The organism is Paenibacillus sp. J22FR83, assembly GCF_059691955.1.
In genome coordinates, this window is record NZ_JCAUAM010000003.1 from 93,436 (window position 1) to 113,564 (window position 20,129).

Consider the following 20,129-nt stretch of genomic DNA (forward strand, 5'->3'; position numbering starts at 1 on the left):
TCATATAAAACCAAAAAAAAATTGCTGCTTAAAGCAGCCATTTCCTTTTCTTTTATACTTTGTTATTATGATTATAAACGATTTTGTGACTAAATGTCCATATTAGATCATATAAAATAAAAGAAAGGCTGGCCTATCCTATGCCAAAATTCACGGAACAGGAAAAAGAACATATTCGTCATTCACTCTTATCAAACGGAAAGGCTTTATTCACTGCACAAGGTTTATCCAAAACCAGTATAGATGAGATTGTGTTAGCATGCGGAATTGCAAAAGGCTCTTTTTACAAGTTCTTTGCGACAAAGGAAGAGTTGTATTGGGATATTCTAATGAACGAAGAAACGATTCAAAACCAACTTCTACAGGAACTCTCAAAGCAAGATCGTTCTCCTAAAGAATTGATAGTTGGCCTGCTCAAGAGTGCCTTTGAGATGGCTGACAAGAACCAATTTCTGCAGCCGATCTTTGAGAAGGGGGAGTACGAACGTCTCCTTCGTAAACTGCCTGAACATATTCGAGAGCGTGCCTCCGAAACGAATCGATCTACTGGTACTGCGGTCTTAAGAAACCTCATAAATCGGGACCAGCTCTCCGAGGAAGATCCACAAGTCATTTCGGGAATTCTTCATGCGGTAATGTTACTTCGTCTGCATAAGGAACAATTGGGTGCTGACTTGTTTCCGTTAATTATCGATCGAATAATCGATTATGTGGCGGAAGGACTAACAAACGGAAATAGTTGACAATATCAAAATAGACCCACATCAATCATATGTGGGTCTATTTTGGTTCAGGACACCCTTAAAAAATGTGGTTTTAGAACGGTTGTCCTAGTGGTTCCCTTTTGGGGCAGTAAACTTTGAATTAGTTGAAGCGCGACTCCTGTCTAAGCAAGCACTGGGATTTCATCGAGAGCTCGGTATACCCTTTTCCCATTGGCCTCGGCAGTACTTACCATTTCATCGGCGCCCTTGGAGGGTCCTCCTATTCGAAGTACGGCGTCACAATGGGATAACAGCCGAACGGACGATGGGTGAAACATTCGTTCGAATATCTCATCTCCGATTCGGCGCGAACCGGCTGTTTCCATTAGAGGCAGGGCGTACCATTCGCCGAGTACGGGCATATGCCCCAACTCATAAACGCGCAAGGCCGTTTCATTCATTAGCCCCATATTGGCTTCGATTAACGCCTTGTCGTCTCCCGTATTGGAACGATAAGGCCCGGCTATTAAGATATGTTGAGGCTTGCTTAAAGATGGAAGCAACCCGTGAAGCTGGGCATATTGCAGTAGCATAATCGTTTTGGCGTCCCGGATTTCACCGTTCTCCACCATTTGCAAGGCTTGATTGAAGGGCAGTTCCAGCACCTCAATCTCTTCCTGTTCTTTTTCTACGCCTCCGCCAAGACCAGTTTGCATATGCGGTGTATATTCGGCTACGAAAAAATATAATATTTCCGTTACCGATCCTGGGGACATATAAGCCTCCCCAACCTTTTGGATATTGGAAACACGGTATCCGGTTTCCTCTTCTGTTTCACGACGAATACAGTCTTCCGGCGAGTCCTTATCCAGTAGCCCGGCGCATGCCTCGATAAGGATTCCCGTTTCATTTCCGTTTAGATAAGTAGGCATTCGAAATTGTCGGGTCAGAATGACGGTTTGCATATCCCGGTTATACAGCAGAATCACAGCGCCATTGCCGCGGTCATACGCTTCTCTAGCTTGCGTTTCCCAGCTACCATCGCGCTTTTGATAGTTGAAGGTCATTTTTTTTAATACGTACCAATTGTTCGATAAAATCTCTTCTTTCACCATTTCAATTTTCGGTCTCATACGTATTTCTCCTTATCCTTCTAATTTTTTCTGGCCAAAAAGAAGCCTGAGTCCTTCGTGATGTAAAGACTTCCTTTTTCCTCTATCTTGGCCTGTAAATAAGTTGTGAATTGGTCGAGCGTCGCTCCGACAAGAACCTTCCGCGCATTCATTGGCGTTGATGTAATGTATTGGATGAGCGGCTGCACATCGTCAATCTGCATGTGATCTTCGAACCGGATCAGTTCGATCTCCGCAAATGATACCTGCAGCTTGTCTATCCCGTTATCAAGCTGGAAACGTTCCATTACAGGATCAAGTACTTGAATGTGCGGATCGAAAGATCGGGTCAACTGCTCGATCTCTTGTAAATGACTTTGGCTCATTGTTGAGGCGTACAAGCAGCCGCCAGGCTTCAGCACCCGGTGCATCTCTGAAATGGCCTGATTCATATCAATCACATGATAAAGCATGTGATTGGCGATCACGATATCGAACTCATTTTCGTGGAAAGGAATCGACTGTGCATCGGCAAGAAGGAATTTGAACTGGACGTAGTGCGCACCCAAACCAATCCTGGCTTCCTCAAGCATCCCTGCTGACACATCGGTAAGCGTAATGCTCCAGGTTTTTGGAACAAGGTTCACATTTCTTCTCCATAAAGCTGCATCGCCACAGCCAAGCTCTAGTATCTTTAGATGGGGGAGGGTGCCCAGATGCTCAAAGAACCACCGGTGCCATCCAACCTTGTTCCAGCTGAAATGGTCGTATAATCGTATTCTCGCCTGCAGCCGAACCGCATTATGGTATTGTTCACTCCAGTCCTTTTCCTTTTGAATTGCTTGGATTATGTCCGCTAAATCTTCCCATTCCACTTCTTGCGCCTGTTCATCCGGCATACCCAACGCTTCTTCAATCACTTTGGATACGTACTTCATATGGGAAATTTTGTGTTGGATTATTTCCTTTTGCATCTTCAAAGAACTTCCCAAATCTTGATCTGGGGCATTGTCGTCTATGATCAATTGTTTGATCTCGGCAAGAGACAATCCGATGTATTTTAGCATTTGGATTTTTTGCAACCGGGCCACATCGTCTTTACTGTAGAGGCGGACTGAAGCATGGTTGTACTGTGTCGGTTTTAGCAAACCGATCTTGTCGTAGTAGCGAAGCGCTCTCAGGGTCATCCCCGTTCGTTGCGCGAGTTGGCCCGTTGTCAGGTATTGGTAATCCTCCGGCTTCAAGCACTCTTCCTCCTCTCGTGATTCTATTATAATCGGTGACGTTACGTCACCTTCAAGGTTTATTTATGAATCTCAAAAACGGGATAGCCTTCCGATGATCTTTTGAAAATCTACTTTCTAGTTACACATGATCCATAATATTTCCCCTCTTTCGTATGGATTCCTTCTCTTTATTGCCAAGGATCCCGAAAATAGAATCTTTTAACGGAGGTTGCTACTTATAGTCGATTGGAAATAGTACATTCTTACAATATAATTTGGAATATTGTGTTTGAAGTTATCGAGTGGAGTCATTCTATGCTTTGGAAGTGGAGAAAAACGAAATTCACCGATAATAGCAAGTATGGTCTTATTAACAATATTAATACCATTTGGAGGGACTACAACACGACCTTATTCACATGAATTGGAAACACCTATTTATTCATTGCCTATGACCATCAAGAATGTAAATAGTATTGAACAAAACACAGATATAACATCGAAATAATCATACGAGATCTGATGAGCTAAATGTTGTAAAACGCTTAAAAGAACTTGTGAAAAAACGCAGTAGCTTAATTTAGACAGATAATTAAGTCAATGCCAGTTGGTAAAGGTCAGTACCAGCATTTTGAATTTGAGGAGATTTGATTTATGCAAATTGTTTGGGATAACATTGAAGAAATATATTGTCCTATTCAAGGCGAGTTGGAAAAAGGAAGTCAAGTATTACTAGCTATTGAGTGCGATACTGAAATCGACGATCTCAATAGAAAACTGCTAAGTCCTTTTATTAATTCGTGGACATATTCACACAATGGAGAGTATATAGAACCATTTAATCTTAATAGTTTAGCTTTTAATAAGAAAAAAACTTTTGAAGCTTGTATAGTATTAAAGAAGAAAAACAGAGAGAAAGATGAATTTCGACTATTTTGTCAGGACCTTCTTCTTTATTTGAATACGGATAATATTCATGTAAAGTCATGGAAGCTACTTCTTAAAGAAAAATAGTATAATTAAGAGTCCCCTGCAGAGGTATTCAACTCACTGGGGACTTTTTTATTCGCCGCTGTATCGCAAACAATACAATTAAATGATAGAACGATACTAGCCGCTAAGCTTTCAATTAAGACAATATTTGTTTGAAGTAAAATGATACTTATAGTCCGTCGCATTTTTATGGACAATAACATAACATGAAATCTATAATCCTTACCATAAGAGGACCTCATGGTTCTAGCAAAATAATGATTATCACAAAGTGAAAAAGGAGAGGACGAACAATGCTTACATTTACAAAGACCGCTTCACTATCCATACTTCTTGCATTGACTTTAACTACTGCTTCAGGTTGCGGAGTAGGAGAAAAAGTTTCTGAGAAGGCTGCCGAAAAAATAATTGAACAGTCTACTGGACTTAAGGTCAATCAAGAAAATAATGGGGTGACGATAAGCTCAGATAAGGGAGAAGTGCAGTTGAATGGGGAAGCCAAGGAACTTCCAAAGGGATTTCCTTTAACCGCTTTTCCAGGTTCACAGATTGAAAGTTCGATGGTAACCAATACGAATGAGGGCAAAAATTATATAGTAGCGCTAACTAGTTCTAAGTCGATTAATGAACTAGCTACATATTATGAAAATGCGCTCAAAGAAAAAGGTATAAAACCTGAGCGTACGGACCTCAAGGAAGATGAGGGAGACGCCTTAAACTCTGTATTCCTTAACGGTAAATCAGATTCCCTGAACGTTACCGTGCAAATAGTTAAAAATGAGAAAGAAAAGAACAAGGAAAGTTATCAGTTGAATCTCATGGTGACACAATTAAAATAGCATATGAAACTATCTGGGTTTAACTTCGTGAAGCGTACCAACCGTCTGAAAATGAAACCTTTTCACCAAACCGTCATCGCATGCTATATTCCTGCGATGACGGTTTTACTATGTAGACATAGATTAACGATGGATAATTATGATGCAAAAATAATGAGAACCTTCAACATGAAGCTAAGAGGAAGCCAAAATACATTTTAGGTAAGCTGGCATTTCAAGTCGGTTGTGTATGTATGGACAGATTATTATAGTAAGCACCGTATTAAGAAAGGCCGGGTTTCCCGGCCTTTCTTTTGCACCTTTTTAAGTATTCCCCGCCCCGTGAAGCCAACATTAATAACTAAATATTGACAAACTATTTGCTGGAGTTGTTGAGCGCTGCCACGTTAGTCAAATAGTTTATTATTATCTCAGTCAACAACTCTATTTTCCAGTCTAACACTATTTTTCACCGAAATTATTATCACTCTCTATTAAAAAAATAAGCAATATTATCAATAGAATTTTAATGTTATCAACATAATTTTTTCATATTAAGATTATGTTAAAGCACAAATATATAAGTATATGATTTTATGTTTTTATATCTATCATAAATTGATAAGTGTGGTTGACAATCGATAATGTTAAATTCTATTCTAGGCATGTAATCAAATAAGGAAGTTATTTACTAGTAGCCAGAGGTGAATCTAACTTTATGGATAGCCATAATGGAAGTCCACCAGTTACTAACATATGGTTTTCGACAATTTCGTCGACTGCCAATTGGAGAACGGCATTGTCCGCTCATATGCCCTAGTGAAGGCAATGAGTACTCGCTGGAGTGCCATGGGTTCCCGCCGTATTTTCATTCCTTGGACCTATATGTTTACTCAATTATTTATATGGATGAGTTAAGTGTTGTCATACGAATAACAATTTATATTTCTGTTGCAATGGGTATATGCTCCGACTTTAACGTTAAGAAATCAGTAACTAAACGCCTTTTCGGAATTTTGAGCGTTGCAAGACAAAGGAGATGTAATTATGGCTTTGACTGACTCAGAATCAAGTGAAGGGAATGAATTCTTTTCAGCAGGTACGTTTTACTGAAGATCAGCTTGACCCATAAAATTTAAACATACGTAAATCCTTAATCGCTTCAGACGGCTTCTTCAACTGCGACAAATCATACCGCTTCGGAATACTTCGGCGGTAGAACAAGCCAGAAGGCTGGCCGCAACGGAGAACATGGTTGGAACGATTGTCCGACTGGCATTTTTGACTAAGCCTACGCCGAAGATGTCGGAAGAGACGATGTTTACAAGGTTGCTGACCACAAGCGGAAGTGAAGCTGTGTCGGAGATGAAACCACTTGCCAAGATGAACATGATACTTATAGAGCGTAGACTTTAGCGAACAATACTCGTTACCATAAAAGTGCGAATTATAGGGATCGGCATGGCGCAGATGGAAAGGAGGTGATCCCATTCTTGGAAATAAGAATGGATTCTGTAATTGACTAACGGATTGTCCCTTTATTTTCCTAATAGTCAGAATATTCTTTACATTATCTTAACAAAAACGAGGAGGAAACTCAGGATGTTGACCAATTACGCGCGGAAGGTCCTTGCCTTCCTGGTCGTCACGATTGGATTTGGTTTTATTTTTTTCGCCACGTCGGGCAGCACCGCGTCCGCCTTGAAAGAGCGTCCCCCAATCGCGCCGGAAGTGAAGGAGTCTTATGCCGGGGTAATCAATGCAGAATGGATGGAGTTTTGCCTAGTAGATACTCCGTATTCCGATGAGAACGTAACGGACACCGACAATTATACGATTACGAGCACGGACGATCCGGATTTCTCCGGCGGTGTGACGCCGATTCTGGTTCAATACCGGTATTTCCCCGAGCAGGCTCCGTACAACCCGTCCCACAAGGAGAATAAGGGCAAGATTCAGGTCTTCTATCGTGCTTATCTCAAATTGCCTTCCTCTGTGAAGTTCAAGGAGGGGAACACGTATTCAATCGCCATTAAACCTGCGGTTGCTCAGGTAGGAGCGTTCCCCTTCAAATTTGATTTGACCAAACCGAATCTTGTGATCCATTCCAATCAGGTAGGCTACCTGTCGGAAGGGAAGAAGATCGCCTATTTGTCTCTCTGGACTGGTCAGGGAAGCATTGAGTTCGGCGCCTACAAGAAGTTCCATGTGGTGGACAAGGCGACTGGAGAAACAGTCTACACCGGATTGGTCACCGCGCCGTATCCTTTCGTTCTGGAAAGATGGAGCAAAAGCTACATTTACACGCTGGACTTCAGCGCCTTGCAGGCGGAAGGGAACTATGAGCTGTACATTCCCGGCGTCGGCGCATCGTACCCCTTTAAGGTCAGCAGCAGCATATACAAGGACAACATCGCCTACACGATTACGCGTGCGCTATTCCATCAACGGGACGGCGATCACGGACTTTATGATACCTCGCTGACTCACTGGAACCGCCCAAAAGCGCATATGGACGATGCAATCGACCAAGCGTTGTATAATGCGAACGGCCATAACGCAGAGGGCGCAAAGAAAGACCTAACAGGTGGACACATGGATGCGGGCGACCGTGGTAAGTATCCTTATAACTCGGCTTACGTCGGCATCGATATGCTGATGGGCGCAAAGTATTTTCCGCAGCAGGTGGAGGCGCTCGGCGAGTCGCTGGAAATTCCGGAATCGAAAAATGGAGCGCCAGATTTCCTGGACGAGCTTGTCTACGAGCTCGACTGGCTGTATAAAGCGATCACGGAAACCTCTACCAACGGCATGCTGGCGAATTATCTCCGACCGCAGGGCAGCGATCCTAATGTGGGGTCATACGAGATCGGGCAGCCGCTGACAGGCGCTACGAACCGGATGTTCTACAATGCCACGCAGGGACCGAACAGGGCCGAGACCCTGTTTGCCGCAGGTGTAATGGCGCAGGCGTACAATACGCCGCTCATGCAGAAGTATTATCCGGATAAGGCCAATGCCTATCTAACTGCCGCCGAAAAAGCCTTCAATGGATTCGTCCAGTTTGGTGATACGGATGAACACGGCACCTATTACGACCAGACAGATAAGGGAGCGAAAAAATCCTGGTCCAATGAAGTGGTTTTGGCAGCAAGTGCGCTTATGGTTGCGACGGGCAAACACGAGACCTACATGCCGTATCTCATGGAGCATATGCCGACCAACCTGAAGGACGATACGTACAAGAACATCAAGCTCTGGGATTGGGTGCTGGACCGGGCGTGGCTCGGGACCTTCGTGTCGCTGTATGAGAATCCATATGTCACGGAGGAGATCAGACAGTGGGCTAAAAGCGGCATCATTAATTTCGCGGAATCGGAATTGAAGAACGAGTCGCCGTTCGGCGCTTCCACGCAGGATGACGGATTCAAAGGGGATCAGATCGGCTGGCGGTTCACCAGCTCGAACCTGATGCCGCTCGTCGTAGGCTACAAGGTCTCCGCCGATCCGGAGAGGAAAGCGGTCTATATGGATCGTATCCGTAGGACGTGGGACTACGAGCTGGGCGGCAATGCCGTCAGCCGGTCGTTCATTACAGGACTGGGCGATCCGCAGCGGTCGCCGCGCTGGTTCGTCCACGAGATCAGCCAGTATCAATGGGTAGCTCATAAACAAGCAGAGGCAAATAACGAACAAGGAGGCTGGGTGGAACCGCCGCCAGGGTATCCGAACTCAGATCTGCAGAGTACGCCTTATCCGTATTGGTTCGACGACCCTTGGAATATGGTCGCGAAGACGAGGATTTTCCCGAACTATAAGGATCATGCCAAGATGTACCGCTACACGGATTCGTGGAATGTAATCAATGAGTTCTCAGTCAATATTCTGTCTGCGAACGCCACGTCCATGCTGCCGTTGATTCCGGTGAAGACCCATGCGCTTACCGTGAACCCTGGAGGGGGCGAGGTGCTTCCGGCGGGCGGCACTTACAGTGAAGGCATGGAACTGACACTTACGGCGGAGGAGAAAGCCGGACTCAAGTTTTCCGGGTGGAGCGGGAGCGTAACGGGGGGCAGCAGAACCGTCACCCTTACGATGGATGGGGATAAGAACGTTACCGCCAATTATACGGAGGTACCGGTGAAGACCCTCGCGGTCGACGCGGCTAACGGTACCGTTGCGCAGGAGAACGCAGACGGCAAGTACAGCCAGAACGACGTTGTCACGCTTACCGCGGAGCCGGTGTACGGATACAAATTCAAAGAATGGACTGGAGCGGCAACGGGTACCAATCCGACCGTAGACGTCATGATGAACACCGACAAATCCGTCACTGCCCACTTCGAGCCGCTGCCCGAGTACACTCTTTCGGCTGGAGTCTCGGATTCGTTGAAGGGAACGATCAAGGTCAATCCGATCAAAGAGACCTACCTGGAAGGCGACGAGGTCATTCTCACAGCCGTCAAAAAATTCGGGTATCGGTTCACTGGCTGGACCGGCCTTGACGGGAACGACAATCCCGCCTTGGTTAAGATGAACGGACACAAAGAGATCACGGCGAACTTCACGGCCGTGCCCACCTACCCGATTACGTTCATGGCAACGGAGGGCGGCAGTGTCACGTCCGTTGTCGACAAACCGGCGAATGTGCAAGATGGAAAATACGAAGAAGGGACACAAGTAACGCTGAAAGTGTCAGCTAAACCGGGCTATTTGTTCACCGGCTGGAGTGGCGATGTCGTCAGTAGCGCGAATCCTCTCATCTTCACCGTTACCGGCAGCAAAGCGGTTGCGGCCAACTTCAAGCTGGCATACGGACTGATGAGCGTGGATGTCACGCCGGTCGCCGGGCAGCCGGGGAGCACGACGGTAGCGGACAATGTCTATACGCTAACCAGCCACGGCACTAAATTCGGCGTTGCGCCAGACAGCTTCCGGTATATGCTGCGTGCGGGGCAGAAAGGTGACACGGTCTTCACCGCCCGACTGGATTCCTTCACTACCGACAATCCAGCTGGAGCCGTAGCCGGTATCCAGATGCGCTCGAGTCTGGCGGATGATGCCAATTACGCTGCGATTCTGGTGAAGAACGGCAAACTCATCGTCCAGATGAGAAAAGGCGGCCCTTGGTTCGATGTGCTGCCGAAACCGCCGTTTGTTTACATCGATGCGGCGCAGCCGATCTGGCTGCAGATCAAGCGGACGCTCAACCGGGATATTGAGCTGAGCTGGTCGAGTGACGGCGTGAACTGGAACTCCTATTACAAGGACACCATTTGGGGATGGGACGGCGCTAACACGGAATTGACGATGGGCCTGTTTACTTCCGCTGGCGAGAACAATACGGGAACCGTAAAGACGGCGACCGCACAGTTCAGCCAAGTCAACTGGCCGGGCATGCATCATCTTACGGTGAATGCCGGTCCGGGGGGAACGGTGGAAGGTGAATCCGGTCTCTATAACGCAGGTTCAGAGGTTAAGTTGAGGGCGGTACCGAATGCCGGGTATGCTTTTACCGGCTGGGAAGGAGCTCTGACGGGCAAGGCCAATCCTAATGTTGTGAAAATGGACGGAAATAAGACCGTTACGGCCACCTTCAGCAAGATGCCTGATATCTGTGAGCTGATTGTGGAGAACGTCACAGGTGGCACCATCGTGCTTGACCCTCCCGGCGGCAGATACGCGCCGAATACAGTGGTCAAGTTGAAGGCGATACCCGACGAAGGGTACAGCTTCGTATCCTGGAGTGGGGATCTGATCGGCACGACAGATTCCATCGATCTTCTGATGGATGGACATAAGATGATCTCAGCGAAGTTCGTCCCTTACAAGAACGCTGACATTCTGACCACCCATGGCGGTAGCACGTCCGAGGACGACAGTGAGATCACGATTCGGGCATCCGGAAACGCCTTGTGGGGAGAAAACGACAGCTTCCGGTATACCTACAAGGACAACCTAAGCGGCGATGCCGTTATTGTCGCCAAGGTGACCGAGTTCAACGGAACGGCGAACAATGCGAGGGCAGGCATTATGATCAGGCAGGTAACCGACCTGCCGAACGATTACCAGGGCATTTTCATCACCAACGAGAAGAAAATACGCAGTCAGTTCCGAATTAACAACAAATGGACGGTTGTCGAGTACCCGGATAAAGGGCAGGTTGCCGACACCTTGGAACTTCCGGTATGGCTGAAGGTGGAGAAGATCGGCACGCGGCTGACCACGTACTCCTCGATGGATGGCGAGAACTGGGTCCAGAGGGGCTCACAGACGATCGTGTCCATCCAGGGTTCGTTCACCGCGGGTCTGGCCGTTACCGCAGGTCAGGACGGGAAATTCGTCACGGCCAAGTTCGGTCATGTGGAGTGGCCTACCGTGCCGACATTTGCGTTAAAGACCGAAGCTGTCAACGGAATTATTTCTGTCAGCCCGTCGGATACTGCACATCCTTCAGGTACCGAGGTAACGGTGACCGCAATCGCTGATACCGACTACGTCTTCACCGGCTGGAGCGGCGACCTGAGCGGCTTGACCAACCCGGCTACGATTACGATGAATGCCGACAAGCTCATTAAGGCCAACTTCAGGAAGAAAACGGACATGTACACCCTTACCACCATCGCGGAGCATGGCGTCATTACACGGAGCTCCGAGCAGGAAACGTACAGTCCGGGGACACAAGTCACCTTGACCGTTACACCGCACGAGAATTATGTCTTTATGGGATGGAGCGGCGACTTCGTCAGCACGTCCAACCCTCTAACTGTCATTATGGACGGCAACAAGACAATCACCGCAAATTTTGCTTTTGTGCTGAAGCCGGGACAGTATGAGAATGCGGATGTTGGTGGCGCGGCCGCCGGGGCTACGGTTCATGAGGGAGCGTCCATGAAGGTGACGGGCTCCGGAACGAACGTCTGGGGTATGAGCGACAAGTTCAGGTATGTTTATCAGAACGTTAAGACCGGTGATGCCACGATCGTCGCCAGAGTCGACGGGATGACCTATTCGGGCAGCGCGCCGCACTCGGACATCAAGATCGGCGTCATGGTCCGTCAGAGCGAGGCGGCGAATAGTGCCCACCAAGGCATATTTGTTAGCGGAAGAGGCGAGCTTGTAAGCATCAAGCGTGATTTTGCCGGATCATGGTCCCAGACCATTCCACTCAATGCACCTACAGTTAAGGTTTCAGGCCCCATCTGGTTGAAGGTTGAAAAAGTGGGGAATCATGTGAAAACCTATTCGTCGATCGACGGCGCCGAATGGACCGAGCGAAGCTCGCACACCATTACCTTCACAGAGCCATTTACAATGGGATTGGTCGTATCCGCAGGTGTGGACGGTCAATTTGTCGAGGGTACCTTTAGCAACATTATGTGGCCGGTTTTACCTACGGAGCTGGATCAACCATAGAAACGATATGAACGAGATTGCTTATATCCTGGAACAAGCTGCAGGTAGATAAATCGGTGTCCTGAAGAACTGGTAAGCTTAGATTTAATAATTTCTCGCGTACAAAAAGAAGACATCGACCACTTCGGTTGATGTCTTCTTTTTGTAAATGAACCCCATTTAAACGAAAAGGCTAGTTTTACAATGGCCTCCTGCGCCCCCATACTCTTTTTCCTATGACGATCAACAATTAAAGCAATACTTTTTTTCGTTATAAAGACCAATACTTGGACCCTTTATGTATAGTAAACGAGCTAAGAACCTCGATCCTTTATTGAAAACATAATCCTGTTGAATCTCTTATCGACGTCCATGGAAGGTGCGGCGCAAATCCTCAACCCACTTGTCCGGAATTTCCCAGGGAATGAAGTGTCCACCATTTTCGTGGGCTGTGATGTTGACATGTTTATACCAAGGAGCTCGATCGCTTTCGAGAAAATTCGGTACCCGATTTTGGGTCGTGATACCCGGAGGATTTTCGTAGCCTACGAAGGTTATACCGGTTGGTGTCTCAATGACAGGTGAACGACCATGATCCGGTGTCCATGGATAGCGGTTAGCGTTCGCATATACGCGCATAGAGGTTTCGATAGCGTTGTTGACCCAGTAGATTGTTGCGTGTGTAAGGATGTCGTCCTTTGTAAAGACATTCTCGACGTTGCCGTTATTGTCACTCCATCTGGCCCATCGTTCCAAGATCCATGCGAGCATTCCAACTGGCGAGTCGCTCAGTCCGTAGGCGAGTGTGCTGGGATCAAGCACATGAACGGCGAGATGCGAAGCAAAACGGCGGTCAAACTCCAAAATCTGCGATCGGATTTTCTCAGGGATGTTGTCAGGAATAGGACGACCTCCGGAGAGATCCCAAGCGCGATCTCCATTAAACAGGCTAAGCTTTTGAGCAGAACCAATATGTATTGCGTAGAGCTCGTCACTATATTTGTGTCCCAGTTGACCGGTCACGAGAGCGCCTACATCGCATCCTCCTGCTGCGTATTTCGCATAGCCCAGAGTATCGGTCATGAGCGTATGCCAGAGATCGGCGATTTTCCAAAAATTCATGTCCGGATTGTTTGGCAGTGGCGTCGAGAATCCAAAGCCAGGGAGTGAGGGCACGATAACATCGAATGCTTCAGCAGGATCGCCCCCGAATGCACCAGGGTCCGCTAGTGGATCAATGACCTTGGACCAATGCCAGAACGTCCAAGGCCAGCCATGGGACAGGATCAATGGTATAGGTTTGGGCCCAACGCCAGGTTTACGCATAAAGTGCACAGAAACTCCATCAACATCTACTGTTGATAGCCTTCTCGGATTTACGCCAGTCAAACTCGTTAATCCAATAGTCGACGAGTTCCTCAAGGTAGTTCCGACTAACACCGTAAAACCAGTCATCATTACCAGCATCGAGAGGCCATCTGGTTGCTTTTAAACGATTTTGGAGATCAGCAAGTAACTCATCCGACACGTAGATCGGACTCGGTTCAAGCGCAAAAGGAGTTCCTCCTTGTATTCGTTTGTTTTGTCCCTCATTGGGGTATGAATTACGGAAATGTAATCGTGACTGAGACTACGAATCGGTTCCCAGTTCGACCAGACGCCTCATTGCAGGAATTGCGGAAGTAATTGCCCGTTTTTCCTCCAGAGTGAGCCCTTCACTGAACTTTGAGAGATGTGTCATGCGGTCCAAACGACGCGAGTCAATAACATTTACTCCCATTGCAGTAATATGCACTTGAACGACTCGGCCATCATTTGGATCTGGTCGGCGCTCGACGAGTCCGTCTCGTTCAAGTCGGGTCACCAACTGTGTGATTGCCGACTGCGTAATTTGCTCATTAGCTGTTAACTCAGTAAGCCGCATGGGACTCTTGCGAGACAACGTATGCAAGACGGAAAGTGTAGTGAAGCTTAATTTTTCAATTGAAGGTAACCGAATGAAAACCCTCGTTAAATCTTCGAATACCATAGCGAATTCGCTAACGTTCAACTCAGTCAAGTTATTTTTAGGTTCCATAAAAAAAATATATCACAAACTTATATAAGTGTCTAATGTAAATTGCTGACCAAGATTTCAAACCAGCTTAAAGACGTGAAGTTCACGCTTCCGCATGCTAGTATCAAGGACAAAGCTAAATATACCTTGAGTAATTACAGTCTCAAAAGCCATTCTATTCGTATCATCCAACAACTCTTGAATGTTGAATGAGAACTTCAATATGTAGCCCTGTTGTAACGGTAACATCACGTTTATAGTTACTTAATTGGGGCAAATCATTAATGTGGGTGAATAATTGGTATAAAACATAATCTGGATGATAGTTTTCCATTTAAGCATGTTCGCCTACACCGTTTGCAAATATGCCTTAGACAAATGTAGCCTACAAATAACTATACAAATAACTTGATATAGGGTAGGGGGGTATGCTATATTAAATGTGTGAGGAGGAAACGAAATTGGAAAAACATGATAACCAAGAATTAAATGAGGGCTGTTTTTCTCATTCAAACATTGATCGAAAAAGTCATCATACAGATAAAACAAAAACCAACTTGATTTCTAGGCTTAATCGCATCGAAGGACAAATTCGCGGTGTGAAAGGTCTTATTGAGAAAGATACGTATTGTGACGATGTGTTAAATCAAATCGCAGCGGTTCAATCAGCTTTAAACGGTGTCGGGAAACTGATTCTCGAGCATCATCTAAACAGTTGTGTGATTGAGCGCATTCAAGAAGGGGATAACGAAGTTATCAAGGAACTCATGATTACCATGAATAAATTAATGAAATGATTAGGAGAGGGATTATTAGATATGAAAGTTGAAGGTATGTCCTGCGGTCATCTTCTAAAATAAAGTTAGCTGAGCCGCTTCATGCGGCTCCAATGTAACACTTATTTTTTTCGAAAAAAACATACCCCATGGGGGTATGAGACGGGTGGAGGGTATGAAGTGGTCAAACAGTTAGAGCAACAAGCGAATCTGCAAATAACGGGCATGACATGTGCGGCATGCGCAAACCGGATAGAAAAAGGCTTGAAGAAATTAGAAGGTATTTCAGATGTAAACGTGAATTTTGCAATTGAGAAGGCTTCAGTGACATATAACCCGAGCCAAATTAGTGTAGCTGCTATGGAAGAGAAAATACAGGATCTGGGTTACAGCACTTTAAAGGATATTGTGGATTTTAATATCGTTGGTATGACTTGCGCAGCGTGTGCAACTCGTATTGAGAAAGGCTTAAATAAGATGCCTGGAGTTAGTAAAGCAACGGTTAACCTTGCCTTAGAAACAGCCCATGTCGCGTATAGCGCTGATGAAGTGTCTGTAAGCGATATGGTTAACAAAGTTGATCAACTAGGATACAAAGCCATGCCTAAAGGAGAAGATGCATCAAAAGGCGATTATAAACAAAAGGAGATACGCCACAAGAAAATACAGTTAATGGTGTCGGCAATACTTTCACTACCCCTTCTGTGGGCCATGGTGAGCCACTTTACATTTACATCATGGATTTACCTGCCAGAGTTCTTAATGAATCCTTGGATGCAGCTTGTTCTTGCTACACCTGTTCAATTCATTATTGGTAGCCAGTTTTACATTGGAGCCTACAAGGCCCTTCGTAATAAAAGCGCCAATATGGATGTGCTTGTTTCTCTAGGAACATCTGCCGCGTACTTCTATAGTTTATACCTAACGCTGCAGTGGGCAACTTCAGTTGATGCCCACCACCATGCACCGGATATGTATTACGAAACAAGTGCGATTCTTATTACTTTGATTATTTTAGGTAAACTGTTTGAGGTGTTGGCGAAAGGACGAACTTCAGAAGCCATCAAAAAATTGATGGGCCTTCAAGCGAAAACAGCGTTAGTCATTCGGAACGGTGAAGAAATGGCTATACCAGTTGAGGAAGTTGTCATTGAGGACATTGTTCTTGTAAAACCGGGTGAGAAAATCCCAGTCGACGGTGTCGTTTTAAATGGTTTGTCTGCCGTTGATGAGTCTATGCTTACTGGGGAAAGTATCCCTGTTGAGAAACAAGCTGGTAACGCCGTTATTGGTGCTACGGTTAATAAAAACGGCAGCTTAAAAATTAAAGCAACTCGTGTTGGGAAAGAGACAGCTCTCGCTCAAATTATCAAAGTTGTGGAAGAAGCCCAAGGCTCTAAAGCACCTATTCAACGTATCGCTGATGTGATCTCGGGTATCTTTGTCCCGATTGTTGTAGGAATTGCGGTTATAACATTTCTGGTTTGGTATATCTGGGTTGCTCCTGGTGAGTTTGCAACTGCACTAGAAAAGGCTATTGCTGTCCTTGTCATTGCTTGTCCTTGTGCTTTAGGACTTGCAACTCCAACATCGATTATGGCTGGATCCGGTCGCGCGGCGGAATTTGGCATCCTGTTTAAAGGCGGGGAACATTTAGAATCAATGCAAAAAGTACAAACCATCGTACTTGATAAAACAGGTACAGTCACTAAAGGCAAACCGGAACTTACAGACGTTCAAATTGAAAACATGAATGAAGAAGATATATTTCTTAGACTAATCGGCACTGCTGAAAAACAATCAGAGCACCCTCTTGCTGAGGCGATTGTAGCTGGGATTCTTGCTAAAGGTATCCAACTTACCACCACGGAGCAGTTTGAAGCCATTCCCGGCTATGGAATTCGAGCCATTGTAGATGGCAAGGATGTACTGGTTGGAACACGTATGCTTCTGCAGCGTGAAGCAATTAACTTCGGTAAAGCAGAAACTGCTATGGAAAAGCTCGAATCTGACGGTAAAACAGCGATGCTCGTAGCGGTGGATAGCAAGTATGCTGGAATGGTAGCCGTAGCGGATACGATCAAAGACACATCGAAAGAAGCCGTCTCTCTTTTAAAACAGATGGGCATCGATGTCATCATGATGACAGGTGACAACAAACGAACAGCACATGCAATAGCTCAGCAAGTTGGTATCGATCACGTTCTCGCGGAAGTTCTTCCGGAAGGCAAAGCTGAAGAAGTGAAGAAACTTCAAGGACAAGGAAAGTTAGTGGCAATGGTGGGGGATGGCATCAACGATGCTCCTGCTCTTGCGACTGCAGACGTCGGCATAGCTATTGGCACTGGCACTGATATTGCGATGGAAGCAGCGGACGTGACACTGATGCGTGGAGAACTTACAAGCATTACAGATGCCATTTATATGAGCCGTAAGACGATGATGAACATTAAACAGAATCTGTTTTGGGCACTCGGTTACAATGCGCTAGGGATTCCGATTGCGGCACTTGGACTTTTAGCTCCATGGGTAGCTGGTGCTGCTATGGCGCTAAGCTCAGTATCAGTTGTGGTAAACGCTCTACGCTTGCAGAGAGTGAAGATATAAGCAGAATACATGGGAGGGTAGGAGATGTAGATGATGAAGTTTGCTATTACCCCAGGGTTTCAAACTGGTGGCACCATATTTAAACCAGAACAATTGGCGGTCCTGGGATCGATCGTCAGTGAGGATGCAGCAATAGAATTAACGACATTTAAACAATTGTATGTTGAAATGCAAGAAGAGAAAATTGATGAAGTTAAGGAAAAGTTGTCTGAGATCGGCTTAGAAATATATCCTACTGGATTTGTGACCAAGAGCCTTATTACGTGTAACTTTTGCCGTGGGGCAGAAGATGCAGGGCTTGAAATGGCTGAAGCGTTAAATAAGTCGATCTCAGGGATCGAAACGCCAACACCTTTGAAAATTGGATATGCAGGGTGTGCTCTCGGAACAAGCGAACCCTTGTTGAAAGATATCGGTGTAGTCAAAATGAGAGATACGTTTGATATTTATATCGGTGGCGAGCCCAAATCATTAAAGCCATCTTTTGCGGTCTTGCTAATATCTGACGTTCGAGCAGACATGTTGATTCAGATGGTTCAAAGTCTTATCCATTATTATCAACAACATGGCAAAATGAAAGAAAAGTTTTCGAAATTTATCAATCGGATAACAATCGAGGCATTGCACAAAGCAATTGCAGAGTGAGCGTAACGGGGGGAGTTCTATGTATGAAGACAATCTTAAGTGCCGATCTACACAAGATCTCATATGTACCTTTTATGATAAAGAAATAATGAGGATGGACTTAGATCTCTGATCTAAGTTCCTAATATTAGGAGGAAATCATGAATAAAGTAGCAATTTCGATTTTACTTACGGCTGCGCTCTTAACGGCATGCGGAAAATCAGGAAGTTCGACCAAGCACTCTTCGCATAGCGAAACGCCAGTTTCAACGAGTCATGCAGTGCAAGGCGTTACAGCAGGAATGGATCATAGCGGCATGGGAAATGATGTTGATTCCACACATGCTGGAAATGTCCAAGCAAAGTTTAAACTTTCTAGTGAGAAGACAGTGCCAAACCAAGATTCAACGATTACGATTAATATTCAGGATAAAGACGGCAAAGCAATTGATAAATTTGATACTGTGCATGAAAAACAGATGCACTTTATTATCGTCAGCAAAGATTTATCTTTTTTTAACCATATTCACCCCGATTACAAAGGAAATGGTGAATTTACCATAACTACACAATTTCCGACTTCAGGTGAGTTCAAGGTGATTGCAGATATCTCTCCAACGGGTATGGGTGCAATGAGTAAGAGCCAATGGATTACGGTTCAAGGAGAACAGTCTGCTCAAAAATCAATTGAACTTGACACATCATTAACTAAATTAGTAGACGGTAAGGAAGTAACGCTTTCGATTGATCACCTTATGGCAGGTATGGAACTAAACTTGAACTTCAATATTAAAGACGCACAGTCGAAGCAACCTGTAAAAGACCTGCAACCTTACTTAGGGGCTGTTGGACACGTCGTAATCTTAACTCAAGATGCAGAGAATTATCTTCATGTGCATCCGACAGATGAGAATGTGTCAGGACCGGATGCTAAATTTATGACGACTTTTCCACATACCGGCGTATATAAGATTTGGGGGCAATTTCAGCAAAATGGAAAAGTGTTTACAGTACCTTTTGTAATAAAAGTTCCGTAATAATTCATCCCCAGTTTCATGGTAAACTAGGCTGATTCCTTTGAAATACATTTCTCGAGATCAAATTCTTTATTATTAATCGACCCGTTTAGGCTGAACCAGTAATGACCATTTGATTCCGATGGGAATGTTGAGAACGATCCAATTGAATAGGTTTTAAGAAGGGCCGTGTAGAATGTATTTCTATACGGCCCATTTAGTATACAAAAGTTCAACATCTCTTTTGCCTGAGGGATTGATGGATAACATTCGTGGCAATTTTTTAAGGCTGGATTGAAAATAATATTGGCCGTGTGGAACGTGACGTTCGATACTTATAGTCCGTCGACTCTTTATCAAGTAGTAGCGTAACATGAATGTATGCCTATTTGATTAAAGAAGAGAAGAAAATAATATTTGTACTTCAAATGCCATTCAGATTAAAGAATTCCGCTACTTGGATAAAGAATTAAACAGAATTTCTCTGGATACGGCTTCAATACCGGATGTGACAAGCGACGGTCACCTTACCCGTCTTGCTAGACGCAGGAGAAGGAACAGATTTTCATTGCGGGAATGAGCAGCTACAAAAGTCTGGAAAATTATGGAATATTTAAATGGTATAGTTATAATGTGTGGCTGATTTTCTTTAAGATGGGATGAGTGAAAGCAGAAAGATGGTTTCGATTCTTCTTCATAATGGGATTAATCGGCTTGATTTTTCCTTCAATTGGTTGGTATATCTAAGAGAAGGTTGAACGGGAACGGAGATAATTGTCTCAAGGGCATTCGTTTATGGCAT

General features: G+C 45.2%; 12 protein-coding genes and 2 pseudogenes. 8 read left to right on the forward strand and 6 right to left on the reverse strand.

The window, feature by feature from the left end:
- The first annotated feature begins 140 nt into the window (after nt 1-140).
- Entirely contained in the window at nt 141-743 is a 603-nt protein-coding gene (locus AC58PV_RS06400; RefSeq protein ID WP_497431445.1) for a TetR/AcrR family transcriptional regulator, read from the forward strand.
- A gap of 143 nt (nt 744-886) precedes the next feature.
- On the opposite strand, the gene nudK is transcribed toward AC58PV_RS06400, so the two are convergent.
- Both nudK and AC58PV_RS06410 read right to left on the reverse strand, forming a co-directional pair.
- Nucleotides 887-1,837: a GDP-mannose pyrophosphatase NudK gene (gene nudK, locus AC58PV_RS06405; RefSeq protein WP_497431446.1), complete on the reverse strand. Its 951-nt coding sequence runs from the start codon at nt 1,835-1,837 to the stop codon at nt 887-889.
- 20 nt (nt 1,838-1,857) lie between these two features.
- Complete coding sequence (locus AC58PV_RS06410) at nt 1,858-3,060, reverse strand: MerR family transcriptional regulator (RefSeq protein ID WP_497431447.1); 1,203 nt, start codon at nt 3,058-3,060, stop codon at nt 1,858-1,860.
- A gap of 636 nt (nt 3,061-3,696) precedes the next feature.
- Here AC58PV_RS06410 and AC58PV_RS06415 point away from each other — a divergent pair.
- Both AC58PV_RS06415 and AC58PV_RS06420 read left to right on the forward strand, forming a co-directional pair.
- Entirely contained in the window at nt 3,697-4,056 is a 360-nt protein-coding gene (locus tag AC58PV_RS06415) for a hypothetical protein (protein ID WP_497431448.1), read from the forward strand.
- Nucleotides 4,057-4,328: 272 nt separating this feature from the next.
- Complete coding sequence (locus AC58PV_RS06420) at nt 4,329-4,874, forward strand: hypothetical protein (RefSeq protein WP_497431449.1); 546 nt, start codon at nt 4,329-4,331, stop codon at nt 4,872-4,874.
- Nucleotides 4,875-5,987: 1,113 nt separating this feature from the next.
- Here AC58PV_RS06420 and AC58PV_RS06425 read toward each other — a convergent pair.
- Nucleotides 5,988-6,241 (reverse strand): annotated as a pseudogene (locus tag AC58PV_RS06425) (ArsB/NhaD family transporter); the annotation flags it as partial.
- A 214-nt stretch (nt 6,242-6,455) separates the two neighbouring features.
- On the opposite strand from AC58PV_RS06425, the gene AC58PV_RS06430 reads away from it, so the two are divergent.
- The gene (locus AC58PV_RS06430; protein WP_497431450.1) at nt 6,456-12,269 is read left to right on the forward strand and encodes an InlB B-repeat-containing protein; all 5,814 of its coding nucleotides are present in this window, start codon (nt 6,456-6,458) and stop codon (nt 12,267-12,269) included.
- 339 nt (nt 12,270-12,608) lie between these two features.
- Here AC58PV_RS06430 and AC58PV_RS06435 read toward each other — a convergent pair whose 3' ends face one another.
- The 3 genes and pseudogenes from AC58PV_RS06435 to AC58PV_RS06445 all read right to left on the reverse strand — a co-directional run bounded on the left by AC58PV_RS06435 (nt 12,609) and on the right by AC58PV_RS06445 (nt 14,325).
- Nucleotides 12,609-13,574, reverse strand: a complete 966-nt coding sequence (locus AC58PV_RS06435) for an alpha/beta fold hydrolase (protein WP_497431802.1) — start codon at nt 13,572-13,574, stop codon at nt 12,609-12,611.
- Nucleotides 13,560-13,776, reverse strand: a pseudogene (locus AC58PV_RS06440) (epoxide hydrolase N-terminal domain-containing protein); the annotation flags it as partial. The gene AC58PV_RS06435 and the pseudogene AC58PV_RS06440, both read right to left, overlap by 15 nt.
- Before the next feature lie 102 nt (nt 13,777-13,878).
- Nucleotides 13,879-14,325: a MarR family winged helix-turn-helix transcriptional regulator gene (locus AC58PV_RS06445; RefSeq protein WP_497431451.1), complete on the reverse strand. Its 447-nt coding sequence runs from the start codon at nt 14,323-14,325 to the stop codon at nt 13,879-13,881.
- 419 nt (nt 14,326-14,744) lie between these two features.
- Here AC58PV_RS06445 and AC58PV_RS06450 point away from each other — a divergent pair, with 419 nt between their 5' ends.
- From AC58PV_RS06450 to AC58PV_RS06465, 4 genes are all read left to right on the forward strand, one after another.
- On the forward strand, nt 14,745-15,101 hold the full coding sequence (locus tag AC58PV_RS06450; RefSeq protein WP_497431452.1) for a metal-sensitive transcriptional regulator: 357 nt from the start codon (nt 14,745-14,747) through the stop codon (nt 15,099-15,101).
- Between the two features lie 204 nt (nt 15,102-15,305).
- Nucleotides 15,306-17,687 carry a heavy metal translocating P-type ATPase gene (locus AC58PV_RS06455; RefSeq protein ID WP_497431803.1) on the forward strand — a complete coding sequence of 794 codons (2,382 nt, stop codon included), beginning with the start codon at nt 15,306-15,308 and terminating at the stop codon, nt 17,685-17,687.
- Between the two features lie 30 nt (nt 17,688-17,717).
- Nucleotides 17,718-18,332: a nitrite reductase gene (locus tag AC58PV_RS06460; RefSeq protein ID WP_497431453.1), complete on the forward strand. Its 615-nt coding sequence runs from the start codon at nt 17,718-17,720 to the stop codon at nt 18,330-18,332.
- A gap of 140 nt (nt 18,333-18,472) precedes the next feature.
- Nucleotides 18,473-19,348 carry a DUF8832 domain-containing protein gene (locus tag AC58PV_RS06465; protein ID WP_497431454.1) on the forward strand — a complete coding sequence of 292 codons (876 nt, stop codon included), beginning with the start codon at nt 18,473-18,475 and terminating at the stop codon, nt 19,346-19,348.
- The last annotated feature ends 781 nt before the right edge of the window (nt 19,349-20,129 follow it).